At 72.1% G+C, this 13772-nt stretch carries 8 protein-coding genes, 1 tRNA gene and 1 pseudogene; 5 read left to right on the forward strand and 5 right to left on the reverse strand.

The genetic code is table 11. From position 1 onward, the window contains the following. Nucleotides 1-75 precede the first annotated feature (75 nt). The 3 genes and pseudogenes from ACQ86M_RS09350 to ACQ86M_RS09360 form a co-directional block, all read right to left on the reverse strand. Nucleotides 76-1053 (reverse strand): ribose-phosphate diphosphokinase, encoded by a 978-nt coding sequence (locus ACQ86M_RS09350; RefSeq protein ID WP_431218437.1) that lies wholly within the window; start codon nucleotides 1051-1053, stop codon nucleotides 76-78. Then, nucleotides 1054-2495, reverse strand: a pseudogene (gene glmU / locus ACQ86M_RS09355) (bifunctional UDP-N-acetylglucosamine diphosphorylase/glucosamine-1-phosphate N-acetyltransferase GlmU). 28 nt (nucleotides 2496-2523) lie between these two features. Continuing rightward, nucleotides 2524-2595 (reverse strand) — tRNA-Gln (locus ACQ86M_RS09360). 67 nt (nucleotides 2596-2662) lie between these two features. Here ACQ86M_RS09360 and ACQ86M_RS09365 point away from each other — a divergent pair. Together ACQ86M_RS09365 and ACQ86M_RS09370 are read left to right on the forward strand one after the other, a co-directional pair. After that, complete coding sequence (locus ACQ86M_RS09365; protein ID WP_431218438.1) at nucleotides 2663-3166, forward strand: MarR family winged helix-turn-helix transcriptional regulator; 504 nt, start codon at nucleotides 2663-2665, stop codon at nucleotides 3164-3166. 56 nt (nucleotides 3167-3222) lie between these two features. Further along, nucleotides 3223-5769: a CDP-glycerol glycerophosphotransferase family protein gene (locus ACQ86M_RS09370; protein ID WP_431245238.1), complete on the forward strand. Its 2547-nt coding sequence runs from the start codon at nucleotides 3223-3225 to the stop codon at nucleotides 5767-5769. Here the strand turns inward: ACQ86M_RS09370 and ACQ86M_RS09375 are convergent. Further along, nucleotides 5691-7478: an acyl-CoA dehydrogenase family protein gene (locus ACQ86M_RS09375; protein WP_431245239.1), complete on the reverse strand. Its 1788-nt coding sequence runs from the start codon at nucleotides 7476-7478 to the stop codon at nucleotides 5691-5693. The genes ACQ86M_RS09370 and ACQ86M_RS09375 overlap by 79 nt on opposite strands. Before the next feature lie 44 nt (nucleotides 7479-7522). Here ACQ86M_RS09375 and ACQ86M_RS09380 point away from each other — a divergent pair, with 44 nt between their 5' ends. The 3 genes from ACQ86M_RS09380 (at nucleotide 7523) to ACQ86M_RS09390 (ending at nucleotide 12264) form a co-directional block, all read left to right on the forward strand. Then, nucleotides 7523-9304, forward strand: coding sequence for an ABC-F family ATP-binding cassette domain-containing protein (locus tag ACQ86M_RS09380; protein WP_431245240.1), 1782 nt, complete (start codon nucleotides 7523-7525; stop codon nucleotides 9302-9304). A gap of 141 nt (nucleotides 9305-9445) precedes the next feature. Beyond that, nucleotides 9446-11350 (forward strand): AAA family ATPase, encoded by a 1905-nt coding sequence (locus ACQ86M_RS09385; RefSeq protein ID WP_431245241.1) that lies wholly within the window; start codon nucleotides 9446-9448, stop codon nucleotides 11348-11350. Further along, complete coding sequence (locus ACQ86M_RS09390; RefSeq protein WP_431245242.1) at nucleotides 11326-12264, forward strand: LuxR C-terminal-related transcriptional regulator; 939 nt, start codon at nucleotides 11326-11328, stop codon at nucleotides 12262-12264. The genes ACQ86M_RS09385 and ACQ86M_RS09390 overlap by 25 nt, the downstream gene beginning before the upstream one ends. A 450-nt stretch (nucleotides 12265-12714) precedes the next feature. Here ACQ86M_RS09390 and ACQ86M_RS09395 read toward each other — a convergent pair whose 3' ends face one another. Next, a complete protein-coding gene (locus ACQ86M_RS09395; protein WP_431218446.1) occupies nucleotides 12715-13650 on the reverse strand; it encodes a 4-(cytidine 5'-diphospho)-2-C-methyl-D-erythritol kinase in 936 nt (311 codons plus the stop codon). Nucleotides 13651-13772 lie beyond the last annotated feature (122 nt).

A 13772-nucleotide genomic window follows, 5' to 3' on the forward strand; every position in this document is an offset into this window, starting at 1 on the left:
TCAGAGACGGGAAAGGGAGGACATCCGGGCCTGCTCGGCCGGGATGTCCTCCCTTTCCGCAAGCGACGGGACGGGTCAGGCGGCCCCGTCGAACATCGAGGTGACGGAGCCGTCGGTGAAGACCTCGCGGATCGCGCTCGCCAGCAGCGGCGCGATCGAGAGGACGGTGAGGTTGTCCCAGCGCTTGTGCTCCGGCAGCGGGAGGGTGTCGGTGACGACGACGGAGTCGATCGCCTCGCTCTGCAGCAGTTCGACCGCCGGGTCGCTGAAGACGGCGTGGGTGGCCGCGACGACGACGCCCGTGGCGCCGGCCGCCTTGAGGGCCTCCGCCGCCTTGACGATGGTGCGGCCCGTGTCGATCAGGTCGTCGACCAGGAGGCAGACGCGGCCGTTCACCTCGCCGACGATCTCGTGCACCGAGACCTGGTTCGGGACGAGCGGGTCGCGGCGCTTGTGGATGATCGCCAGCGGCGCGCCCAGCTTGTCGCTCCAGATGTCGGCGACACGCACGCGGCCCATGTCGGGCGAGACGACGGTGAGGGTGGACGGGTCGAGCTCGCGGCGCATGTGCTCCAGCAGCACGGGCATGGCGAACAGGTGGTCGACCGGTCCGTCGAAGAAGCCCTGGATCTGCGCGGCGTGCAGGTCGACAGACATGATGCGGTCGGCGCCGGCGGCCTTGAAGAGGTCGGCGACGAGGCGGGCCGAGATCGGCTCGCGGCCGCGGCCCTTCTTGTCCTGGCGGGCGTACGGGTAGAAGGGGGCCACGACGGTGATGCGCTTGGCGGAGGCGCGCTTCAGCGCATCCACCATGATCAGCTGCTCCATGAGCCACTCGTTGATCGGCGACGTGTGCGACTGGATGACGAACGCGTCGGACCCCCGCACGCTCTCGTCGAACCGCGCGTAGATCTCGCCGTTGGCGAAGGTGCGGGCGTCTGTCGGGATCAGCTCGCTTCCGAGGCACTCCGCGATCTCCTGAGCGAGCTGGGGATGCGCGCGACCGGAGATGAGGACGAGTCGTTTCTGGCCGGTCGCGGTGATCCCTGACACTTATGCTCCGCTCTCTGCCGCGGCGCCGCTCTCACGTGCTGCCTTGTCGGCGTCCGTGCCCGGCCGCTTCTGCGCGACCCAGCCTTCGATATTGCGTTGCGGGGCGACGGTGATGGCGAGGGCTCCCGCCGGGACGTCCTTGCGGACGACCGTTCCGGCTCCGGTGTACGCTCCGTCACCCATCCTAACGGGCGCGACGAGCACGGTGTTCGTGCTGATCCGGACGTGCGAGCCGATGACCGTGCGGTGCTTGTTCACGCCGTCGTAGTTGGCGGTGATGACGCCGGCGCCGAGGTTGCCCTTCTCGCCGACCTCCGCGTCCCCCACGTAGTTGAAGTGCGCCAGCTTGGTGCCCTCGCCGATGACGGCGTTCTTCGTCTCGGTGAAGGTGCCGATCTTGCCCCGGGCGCCGAGCACTGTTCCGGGGCGCAGGTAGGCGAACGGACCGACCGTGGCGCCGGCGCCGATGACGGAGAGCGTCGCGTCGGTGCGCGTCACCGTGGCGCCCTCCCCCACCTCGGTGTCGAGCAGCGTGGTGTCCGGCCCGATCGTGGCGCCGGTCTCCACCAGCGTCGCACCGCGCAGCTGGGTGCCCGGGAGGATGGTGACGTCGGGCGCGAGCTTCGCCTTGACGTCGATCCAGGTCGTGGCCGGGTCCTGCACCGTCACGCCGGCGAGCTGCCAGGTGCGCACGATGAGCGCGTTCAGCTTCGCCGCCGCGTCGCTGAGCTGCGCGCGGTCGTTGATGCCCTCGACCAGCCACGACTCGGAGACGGGGAGCGCATCCACGTCGAAGCCGGCCTCGCGCAGCAGCCCGATCACGTCGGTCAGGTACTTCTCGCCCTGCGCGTTGTCGGTGGACACGAGCGCGAGCTTGTCGCGCAGCGCGGCGAGCCCGAACAGGTAGATGCCCGCGTTGATCTCGCCGATCCCGCGCTCGGCCTCGGTCGCATCCTTGTGCTCCACGATCCGGTCGAGGTGCCCCTCCGGCGTGCGGACGATGCGGCCGTAGCCGGTGGCGTCGGCCGGGAAGGAGGACAGGATGGTCGCGGCCGCCTCGCCCGATCGGTGCTTCGCGATGAGCTCGCGGAGGGTGCCGGCGTCGAGCAGCGGCACGTCGCCGTTGACGACGAGGACGTCGCCCGAGAAGTCGTCCGGCAGGGCGGCGATCGCCTGCTCCACCGCGCGGCCGGTGCCGGGAACCTCGTCCTGGTCGACGATCACGGCCTCCGGCATGTCGGCGCCGATGACCTCGGCCAGGCGGTCGCGCTCGTGCCGCACGACCGCGATCACGTGGGCCGCATCCAGTTCGTGCGCCGTGGCCAGCACGTGCGAGACGATCGGGATGCCGCCGAGGGGTGCAGCAGCTTCGGCGTGGCGGACTTCATCCGCGTGCCCTGCCCCGCCGCGAGAACGACGATGGCGAGATTCTGGTCGGTCATGGTGCTCCAGGGGTCGGGCTTCCGGTCGCTCCGCCTCCAGGACTCGAACCTGGACCTAACAGCTCCAAAGGCTGTCGTGCTGCCATTACACCAAGGCGGAACACGCGTCTCGCGCACGTGACAGTCTGCCAGACGTGCCCGGCCCGAACCCCCAATAGCATGGAGGCATGGCCGACGCACGCGACGAGGTGGACCGCATCGTGGACGCCTGGCTGCGCGAACGACCCGACCTCGACTTCGCGCCGCTCCAGGTGCTCTCGCGGGTGGACCGTCTCTCCCGCCACCTGGACCGCGCGCGCCGCGGCGCCTTCGAGCGCTCCGACCTCGACTCGTGGGAGTTCGACGTGCTGGCCGCATTGCGCCGCGCCGGGGCGCCGTACCAGCTGAGCCCGAAGTCGCTGCTGCAGCAGACCCTGGTCTCGTCCGGCACGATGACGAACCGCATCGACCGCCTGGTGGCCCGGGGCCTGGTCGAGCGGCGCACCGACCCGAACGACGGCCGCGGCATCCTGGTGCAGATGACCGCCCAGGGCCTCACCCGGGTGGATGCGGCGATCACGCGACTCGTGGATGCGGAGGCCGAGCTGCTCGACGGCATCTCCGCCGCCGACGCCGAACGGCTCGCGGCCCTGCTGCGGAAGCTCTCGCTGGGGTTCGACGCCGAGGGCTGACACCGCATCGCGCGCTCCCAGGTGGCCGTTATGCCGCTCTCATAAAATCGGGAGCGATGAGACTCTCCCGACTGAAGCGACTCCCCTCCCGGGTCAAGCGCGCCGCGCGCTACGAGATCCACGCGCACTGGCGCCGGCAGCCCATCGTGCAGGGGTCGGTGTTCTACGAGTCGTTCTCCGGCAACGGGATGCTCGACAACCCGGAGGCGGTGTTCCGCGAGCTGCTGGCGGCGGACGATCTCCGGCACCTGACGCACATCTGGGCGCTGTCCGACCTGTCGCTCTACCGCTCGGCGGTGCAGGAGTTCGCCGGCGATCCGCGGGTCAGCTTCGTCCGCTACGGCTCCGCGGCCTACTACCGGGCGCTCGCGACCAGCCAGTACCTGGTGAACAACGCGACCTTCCCGCCGGACTTCTCGAAGCGTCCCGGCCAGGTCTACCTGAACACCTGGCACGGCACCCCGTTGAAGCGCATGGGCTACGACATCGAGGACGGCGCGCTCGGCACAGCCAACATCATCCGCAACTTCGTGCAGGCCGACTACCTGCTGTCGGCGAACCCGTTCATGTCCGAGCAGATGTACGAGACCGGCTACAAGCTCACCGGGATCTACCGCGGAACCCTCATCGAGGAGGGGTATCCGCGCATCGACCGGCAGTTCCTCGACGAGCGCGGCCGCGAGATCGTGCGCCAGCGTCTGATCGGGGCCGGCATCCCGCTCGGCGACCGCAAGGTCATCCTCTACGCGCCGACCTGGAAGGGCCAGACGTTCGGCCGCCCGGAGGACGACCTGGATGCGCTGCTCGCGCACATCGCCCAGATCGAGGAGCGCATCGACACCAGCCGCTACGCCGTGCTGCTGAAGACGCACCAGACCGTTCACGCGCTGGCGGCGCACCGGCCGGAGCTGAAGCGGATGCTCGTGCCGAACGAGATCCCGACCAACCTGGTGCTCGGCGCGACCGACATCCTCATCTCCGACTACTCGAGCATCTTCTTCGACTTCCTGCAGACCGGCCGGCCGATCGTGTTCTTCACGCCCGACCTCGCCGACTACGCCGGCACCCGCGGGCTCTACTTCGAGCCCGAGGAGTGGCCAGGGCCCGTGCTCATGTCGGCACGCGAGGTGGGCGACGAGCTGCACGCCATCGCCGAGGCCGGCGACGCGCTGCCCGCGGAGTCGCGCGAGCGGTACCTCGACATGCAGCGCCGGTTCACCCCGTACGAAGACGGGAAGGCCGCCGCCCGCGTCGTCGACATCGTCTTCCGAGGTGTGCGCGACGGCTACCGGCTGCGCACGGACCTCGCCGACGACGGCCGCGAGAAGGTGCTGCTGTACCTGGGCGGGATGCGCCCCAACGGCATCACGACGTCGGCGCTCAACCTGCTCAACAACATCGACCACGAGCGCTACGACGTCTCGGCGTTCTTCGCCCAGAGCCGGTCGCAGGTGATCATCGGGAAGCAGCGGCAGATCCATCCGGCCGTCCGCCAGTTCCCGCGCGTCGGAGGCATGAACGGCGCCAAGCTGCTGCACCTGGGTCGCCACCTCGACTTCCGGCGCGGGCGCATCGCGCAGCACGCCGACATCCCGGCGCAGAACCGACTGTGGGACGACGAGTGGTACCGCTGCTTCGGCGAGAGCCGCTTCGACTACGTGGTCGACTTCTCGGGCTACGGGCCGTTCTGGGCGACGCTGCTGCTGCACTCCCCCGAGGCGCAGCGCGCGATCTGGCTGCACAACGACCTCGCCTCCGACGCGCACCGCGAGGTGAACGGCGAGAAGCGGATGCTGCACAGCCTGACGCAGATCTTCACGCTCTACGGGCAGTACGACCACCTGGTGTCGGTGTCGCCGACGCTCGCGGAGATCAACCGCGCGTCGCTCTCGGAGTACGCGGCGCCGGAGAAGTTCGTGTCGGCCCTCAACACGGTCGACGCCGAGCACATCCTCGAGAACGCCGCCGCCGACCTGCACGAGCTGACGTTCGACGAGGAGCTCGGCAGCATCCCCGACTGGGCGGAGGTGCTGCTCGGCGACGATGACGTCACCACGTTCGTCAACGTCGGCCGGCTGTCGCCCGAGAAGAACCAGGCGCGTCTCATCCGGGCGTTCGCGGCCGTGCACGCGGAGAACCCGAAGACGCGGCTCGTCGTCGTCGGCTCCGGACCGCTCGCGAACGACCTGGAGGCGCTGGTCGCCGAGCTGGGGCTCGCGGGCTCCGTCTTCCTGACAGGGATGCAGCGCAACCCGCACGCGATCATGGCGAAGGCCGACTGCTTCGTGCTGTCGAGCGACTACGAGGGCCAGCCGATGGTGCTGCTGGAGGCGCTGGTGCTGCAGCTGCCGATCGTCACGGTCGAGTTCGCGTCGGCGAAGAACGCGCTGCCCGCGGGAAGCGGCATGGTCGTGCCGCAGACCGTCGAGGGCGTCGCCGACGGGATGCGCGCGTTCCTGCGCGGCGACGTGCCGGACAGCCACTTCGACTACCGCGCCTACAACCGCAAGGCCGTGGCCGAGTTCTACCGCGCGATCGGGGCCGCCCCCGTCCCGTCCGTCCCCGCCGACTCCGTCCCGTCCGCCGAAGCCAACAATTCCTGAGTTTTTCGGGCGGATCGCCGCGTGCGACCCGAATTACTCAGGAATTGTTGGCGACGGCGGACTCGACGCGCGAGAGCGTCAGGCGCGGGCGACGAGGGCGGTGAGGTCGAGGCCGGAGGGCAGCTCGCCGTAGAGGGACCCCGCTCGGGGCCGAGGCGGGCGGCGACGAAGGCGTCCGCGACGGCGTCCGGCGCGTCGCGGATCAGCAGCGACGCCTGCAGCGCGAGGGCGAGCGACGCGACGAGCGGACGGACGGACGCCTCGGCCACCACCGGGTCCGCGTCCGCCGACGCGACGCACGCCGCGATGCGCGCCCGCACCCGGTCGTGGTGCCCGTCGTAGGTGCGGTACACCCCGCGGGCGGCGGCCAGTTCGGCGTCGAACGCCTCCCAGGCGGCCGGCTCCCGCCGCATCGCCCGCAGCACGTCGAGGGCGATCACGTTGCCGGACCCCTCCCAGATCGCCATCACCGGCTGCTCCCGGTACCGCCGCGCGAGCGGGAACGCCTCGGTGTAGCCGTTCCCGCCCAGGCACTCGAGCGCCTCGTAGGCGTGCCCCGGCCCGCGCTTGCACACCCAGTACTTCGTCACCGCGGTCGCCAGCCGCCGGAAGGCCGCATCCGTCTCCGGAGCATCCGCGTCGTGGGCACGCGCGAGCCGCAGCGCGACCGTGGTCGCCGCCTCCGACTCGAGCGCCAGGTCGGCGAGCACCGAACGCATCGCCGGCTGGTCGGCCAGCGCAGACCCGAACGCCGCGCGGTGCCGCACATGCCAGGCCGCCTCGGCGACCGCCTGCCGCATCCCCGCCGCGCTGCCGTAGACGCAGTCGAGCCTCGTGCGGTTCACCATCTCGAGGATGGTGCGCACGCCGCGGCCCTCCTCCCCCAGCAGGTAGCCGACCGTGTCCTCGAACTCGACCTCGCCGGACGCGTTCGAGCGGTTGCCGAGCTTGTCCTTGAGCCGCTGGATGCGGAACACGTTTCGCGTGCCGTCCTCCAGCATCCGCGGCACCAGGAAGCAGGAGAGCCCGGAGGCGGTCTGCGCGAGCACGAGGAACGCATCCGACATGGGAGCCGAGCAGAACCACTTGTGGCCGGTGAGCAGCCAGCGTCCCTCGCCGTCGGCGAGCGCGCGTGTCGTGTTCGCCCGCACGTCCGAGCCGCCCTGCTTCTCGGTCATGGCCATCCCGAACAGCGCCGAGCTCTTCGCGGCCCGCAGGGACCCGTCGTAGTCGCGGCTGAGGAGGCGCGGCATCCACTCGTCGGCCAGGGAGCCGGAGGCGGCGAGCGCGGGGACGGCCGCGTGCGTCATCGACACCGGGCATGCGTGACCGGGTTCCACCTGCGCGAAGAGCATGAATGTGGCGGCCCGCGCGACGTTCGCCCCCGGCCGCGGCTCCGCCCAGGCGGAGGTGTGCGCCCCCGCCGCGACGGCCGCGGCGATCACGCGGTGGTAGCCGTCGTCGTACTCCACCTCGTCGATCCGGTTGCCCCACCGATCGAACGCGCGCAGCTGCGGCTCGTGGAGGTTCGCGAGCTCCGCGTCCCGCTGGAACGCTGCGGACCCGACCAGCCGGCCGACCTCATCCAGCGCCTCCGTCGCCCAGCCCGCGTCGTAGCGCGAGACGCCCTCCCGCAACGGCAGGTTGGCCGCGAACTCGTCGACGTCGACGCGCGGCGGGGCCTGGTTCACGACACTGTGGGTGGCCATGGCGGGAGTCTAGTGCCGGCCGCCCCGGTAGGCTGGAGACCCTCATGGCTCACCTTCTCGGCGCGGAATCGCTGCACCTCGAGTACCCGACGCGCACCGTCTTCGACTCGGTCACCCTCGGCATCTCGGAGGGCGACCGCATCGGCGTGGTCGGCCGCAACGGCGACGGCAAGTCGACCCTCCTGCAGCTGCTCGCCGGACGCATCGAGCCCGACTCCGGCCGGGTCACCCGGCGGCGCGGTGTCACGGTCGGCATGCTGGACCAGCGCGACGAGCTGCCGCCCCAGCTGACCGTCGGTCACGCCATCGTCGGCGACCGCGAGGAGCACCTGTGGGCCGGAGATCCGCGCGTCCGCGACGTACTCGCCGGGCTGGTGGCGGACATCCGCTGGGATGCGACGATCGGCGAGCTCTCCGGCGGCCAGCGACGCCGCGTGGCACTGGCCGCGCTGCTGGTGCACGACCACGACATCCTGTTCCTGGACGAGCCGACCAACCACCTCGACCTGGAGGGCGTCGCCTGGCTCGCCCAGCACCTCAAGGCCCGCTGGCCGTCCGCCTCCGGGGCGCTGGTGGTCGTCACGCACGACCGCTGGTTCCTGGATGAGGTCTCCACCGCCACCTGGGAGGTGCACGACGGCATCGTGGAGCCGTTCGAGGGCGGGTACGCCGCCTACGTGCTGCAGCGGGTCGAGCGCGACCGGATGGCCGCGGTCGCGGAGACGAAGCGGCAGAACCTGATGCGCAAGGAGCTGGCCTGGCTGCGCCGCGGCGCTCCTGCGCGCACGTCGAAGCCGAAGTTCCGGATGGATGCGGCCGCCGTGCTCATCGCCGATGAGCCGCCGCCGCGCGACACGGTCGAGCTCACCAGCTTGGCGACGGCACGCCTCGGCAAGGACGTCGTCGACCTGCTCGACGTGTCCGTCTCCTACCCGCCGAAGACGGTGCTCCGCGACGTGGAGTGGCGCATCGCCCCGGGCGAGCGCACCGGCATCCTCGGCGTGAACGGCGCGGGCAAGTCGACGCTGCTGGGCCTCGTCGCCGGCACGGTCACGCCCGACTCCGGCCGCGTGAAGCGCGGCAAGACGGTCAGGATCGCGACACTGACCCAGCAGCTCTCCGAGCTCGACGACGTGCAAGAGGAACGGGTCAGCGCCGTCGTCGCCGGCAAGCGCTCGACCTACCTCGCCGGCGGCAAGGAGCTCTCGCCCGGCCAGCTGCTCGAGCGGCTCGGCTTCTCGAATGCGCAGCTCTCCACCCCGGTGAAGGATCTGTCGGGCGGCCAGAAGCGCCGCCTCCAGCTGCTGCTCATCCTGCTCGACGAGCCCAACGTGCTGATCCTCGACGAGCCCACCAACGACCTCGACACCGACATGCTCGCGGCGATGGAGGACCTGCTCGACTCCTGGCCCGGGACGCTGCTCGTCGTCTCGCACGACCGCTACCTGCTGGAGCGGGTCACCGACCAGCAGTACGCGGTGCTCGACGGCCGGCTGCGGCACCTGCCCGGCGGCGTGGACGAGTACCTGCGGCTGCGGCGGGCGGAGAGCGCGACGCCGGGCGCGACGGCCGCATCCACCAGTCCGGTCACGCCCGCGCTCACCGGCGCCGCCCTGCGCACCGCCGAGAAGGAGCTCACCGCCCTCGACCGGCGGCTCGCCAAGGTGACCGACCAGGTCGCCGCGAAGCACGAGGAGCTGGCCCGCCACGACCAGAGCGACTACGTGGGCCTCGGCCGTCTCACGGACGAGCTCCGGGCGCTGGAGGGCGAGATCGCGGACCTTGAGACGCGGTGGCTGGAGCTCTCCGAGCAGCTCGAAGGCTGAGCGGCCCAGCGGGCTTCCGGCGCACGCACGCCGCCCTCCCGCACCCCCGGACTGGGGAACGAGACGCGTCGCCGCCTGTGGGATGATCCGATAATCGGTCGCGCACCCGACCCGACGCGGCCGACGGGGATGGAGCGGCACGTGAGCGACGACAGACGGGCGGTCGATCCACGGCCCCTGTTCGGACGCGACCGCGCCCGGGAGACGATGCTCCTGGTCGCACACCGGGCCCGCGAGCACGGTGGCGCCCTGCTCGTCACCGGCGAGGCCGGGCTCGGGAAGACAGCCCTGCTGGCCGACGTCGCGGAGCGGCTCGAGGGGTGGACGGTGCTGCGCGTCCACGCGGACTCCTTCGAGTCCGACCTCGCCTACGCGACCGTCGAGACTCTGGTCCGAGGGCTGAACGGGATGCGCGGAGCCCGCCGCGGCGCCGCGGCCGCCGCCATCCGGACGCCCGACCCGGGCGACGACCCGCTCACCGTCGGCCGACTGCTGCTCGACGCCATCGACGCGATCGACGGGCCGGTGTGCCTCATCGTGGACGACGCGCAGTGGGTCGACGAGCCCTCGGCGCGGGCACTGCGCTTCCTGGTGCGGCGCCTGGCCGACCAGAGCTTCCTCTTCACTGCGGCGACCCGCCCGCAGCCGAGCAGCGTCACCGCGCTCTTCGACGACATCGCCTCGACGACGACCAACCACGGCCGCGTCGAGCTGACGCCGCTGACCGTGGGCGACACCCAGGAACTGGCGCGCCACATCCTGGGCCACCCGGTGTCCCGGCGCACGGCGACGCGCCTCACCGAGGCCACGCAGGGCTCGCCCCTGCTGCTCAGCGTGCTGCTCGGCCAGCTGCGCGACACGTTCGCGCAGGCGCTGCATCCGGCCGGCTGGGACCTCCCCGCGGGCGCCATCACGCCGCTCTCGACGGCGATCTCCGCGTCGTTGGAGGGCGCCCAGCCGTCCGTCCGCGCGGCGGCCGAACTCGTCGCGGTGCTGCGCGACCCGCTGCCGCTGCCGGTCGTGGGCACCATCGCCGACCGCCTCGGCGTGGATGTGGACGTGCACGGCGCGGTCGCCCGCGGCCTGGTCCTCGCCGAGACGCGCGACGGGGTGGTCCGTGTCGAGCCCGCGCACGCCATCCTCGCCGACGCCCTGGCGGCCGAGGTCCCGCTCACGCGCCGGGGCGCCATCCACCGCGTCGCCGCCGACGTGCTCTCCGGTCACCGGGCCCTGCGGCACCGGGTGGAGGCGGCCGATCGCACCGACCCGACCCTGGTGGACGAGCTGCTCGGGGCGGCCCTCACCGTGTCCGACCTCGGTCAGGCGGAGCAGGCGCTCAGCTACGCCCGCTCCGCCGTCGATCTCGCCTCGGGGCCGGCGGCCGACCGGGCGCTGATCGAGCTCGGGCTCATCGCGATGCGGTTCCGGATGCACGAGCGCATCCTGGAGCTTCGGCCCGCGTTCGAGGCGATGCAGCCGTCGCCGACCCGGGATGCGGTGCTGCTCGAACTGCGGACGCTCTCGCGCGACGTGCCCGGGGCGCTCGCGCTGGCGCTGGCGTTCGAGCAGCGACCCGCCGTGACCCCGGACGAGCGGGCGCTCCGGTCGCACGTGGCGGAGGCGCTGCCCAAGGTGCAGATGGCCATGGGCGACTTCGCGGGCGTGCTCGACCACCTGGATGCGGCCCGCCGCCACATCGCCGACAGCCCCTCGCCCGCCGAGGTCGCCGATCCGGCCCTCCGCTGGCTGGCCGCCCCGCAGGACGATCTGATGCGGCTCCTCGGCTGGGCCGTCAACTCCGCCATCCACGCCCGCCGTCCCGAGCTGTTCGAACCGCTCACGGCAGAGCTGGACGAGCTGCTCGCCGGGCACGAGTCGCCGGCGGCGGTCGACGCTCTGGTGACCCGGTCGCGTGTGTTCATCATCACCGGCGACATCGGACGCGCACGGGGGACCTCGCCCGCGCCTGCGAGCTCGTGCGCCGGTTCCCGAGCAGCTGGACGGCCGGATTCGCGCGCACGATGCACGCGCACCTCCTGTTCCTGACCGGCGAATGGGAGGAGTCGGTCACCCTCGCCGACACCGCCGTGGCGCTCGCCCTCGACGAGACCGATCTGTCCTGCTGGCCGATCGCCCTGTGGACGTCCGCGCTCGTGCGCGCCGGCCGCGGCGAAGCGGAGGCGGTCGAGGAGCGGCTGCGCGCGGCGGCCGCCGCCGACCCGCGGATCACCGGCTCGTACGACGGCGACCTGCCGTACCTGGCGCGCGCGGAGTTGGCGCGAGCCCTCGGCCGGCCGGAGGAGCAGCTGGCCGCGGCGGACGAGGCCGCGGCGGCCGCCTCACGCGGCTCGACGCTCGGCTGGCTGACCTACCGGGTGGATGCGCTGGCCGCGCTCGGACGGCCGGCGGAAGCTCGCGCCGACTATGAGCGCTGCGCGGCCCCGGGTCTGTGGCGGCCCTACTACGGGTCGCTGCGCTGGCTGGAGGGACGGGTGCTGGAGGCGGAGGGTCGCGCTGCCGAGGCGTTCACCGCGTACCGGGACGCGGTCGACGAGCCGGGGGCGGCGCTGTTCCCGTTCCCGCAGGCCGTCGCCGCGTCCGATGCCGGCCGCCTCGGCCTCGCGCTGGGCGACCCCGCCGCGGCGCGCGCCCACCTCGAGGCCGCCGCCGCGACGTTCCGTCGACTCGGCGCGGCGGGCTACCTGGCGCGAACCCTGCGTCTGCTCGACGAGTCGCCCGTGCAGCCCTCCGCCGCCGACCCTCTCGCGACGCTGACCACGCGCGAGCGGCAGGTGGCGCACGCGCTGGCCGCGGGCATGACGAACAAGGAGATCGCGGAGCGCCTGTACGTGTCGGTCACGACCGTGAACTTCCACGTGCGCAACATCCTCTCCAAGCTCGGGCTGCGATCGCGGCGGGACCTGCGGACGCTCTCGCGGCGGAGGCCCGTCAAGTCTTGACGGTTTCCGCCGCCCGGCTGGGAGTGTCGTGGGAGCCGCGGCTAGGGTGAAAACCACCTGGGATGCCCGGCCCCGGTGCGCGGATACGTTTCCCGCAATCGACGAATCGTCTCAACCCGACGCGTGTCGTCGGCCGGGCATCCGCGGGTGCCATCGGCGGCGGTCCCGTCGTGTGCGGCGGCCTGCCCACGTCGGAGACGCGGCCGGGTTGCGTCGGAGATTCGGCCGGCTCGCGTTCGATTCTCCATCCGCACCGCGGTACGTCGGAGATTCGCGGCCGGTCTTCCTTCGTTGCACAGGAGGCCGTTCCGGCGGCAAGTTCTCCACAGATCGCCAGTTCGGCGCCGGCGGGGCCCTGTCGCTCGCGAGGCTACCGGTATGAACCCGCCCTGCTCCTGCCGCCGCAGCGTCCGGTCACTCCGGTCGGCCCGGCCAGTCCGGTCGCCCCGCTCAGTCCCCGATGATGCGTGCGCCGTGTACCGGACCGGTCGCGCGCACGGCCTTGATCCGGGATGCGCTCAGCGCGATCTGCAGGTCGAGCGCCGAGTCGAGGTCGGCGGCGAGGAACGCCACGGTCGGGCCGGACCCGGAGACGATGCCGGCCAGCGCGCCGTTCATCTCCCCCAGCTCGATGATGTCCGCGAGCTCGGGCACCAGGTGGATGGCCGGGGCCTGCAGGTCGTTGGTGAGCGCCTCGGCCAGCATGGCCGGGTCCCCCGCGCGAAGGGCCTGGAGGACCGCCGAGTCGACGCTCGGGGTCAGCTGGGCGGGAGCGATGTCGCGGGCGTGACGCTCGCGATGGCGATCGAGCTCGCTGTAGACGCGCGGCGTGCTCAATTGGCCCTCCGGCAGGGCGAGCACCCACTGGAACTGGCCGGTCGCGAGCGCCGGGCTCAGCCGGTCGCCGCGGCCGGTCCCGATCGCGGTGCCGCCGACGAGCGCGAACGGCACGTCGGCCCCGAGACGGGCCGCCAGCGCGAGCAGCTCCTCCCGGCCGATGTCCGTCCCCCACAGCGCGTCGCAGGCGACCAGGGTGGCCGCGGCGTCCGCCGAGCCGCCGCCCATGCCGCCGGCGACAGGGACGTGCTTGTCGATCTCCAGGCGCACGCCGCCGGTGTAGCCGGTCCGAGTAGCCAGCAGCCGGGCGGCCTTGATCGCCAGGTTCGAATCGTCGACCGGCAGGGAGCTCGTGTCGATGCTGCCGCCGAAGCTCACGGAGAATTCGTCGTCCGCGTAGGCGCGGACGTCCTCGTACAGCGAGACGGCCTGGTAGGCGGTCGCGACGTCGTGGTAGCCGTCCTCCATGACCGCGCCGACGCGCATGAAGACGTTGATCTTGCCGGGAGCACGAACGTGCACGCTGTCAACGGCCCACGCGTCCACCATGCCTCCAACCTACACACCCTGCGGACTCATCGCTGTGCGTCGGCTGGGCGGACGACGCGAGCAGGACGGACGACGCGCGCGGGACGGACGACGCGACCGCGACCGACGAGGCGAGGGCTGCG

This window comes from Leifsonia xyli subsp. cynodontis (assembly GCF_050632205.1).
In the GTDB taxonomy this organism is placed as follows: Bacteria; Actinomycetota; Actinomycetes; order Actinomycetales; family Microbacteriaceae; genus Leifsonia; species Leifsonia xyli_D.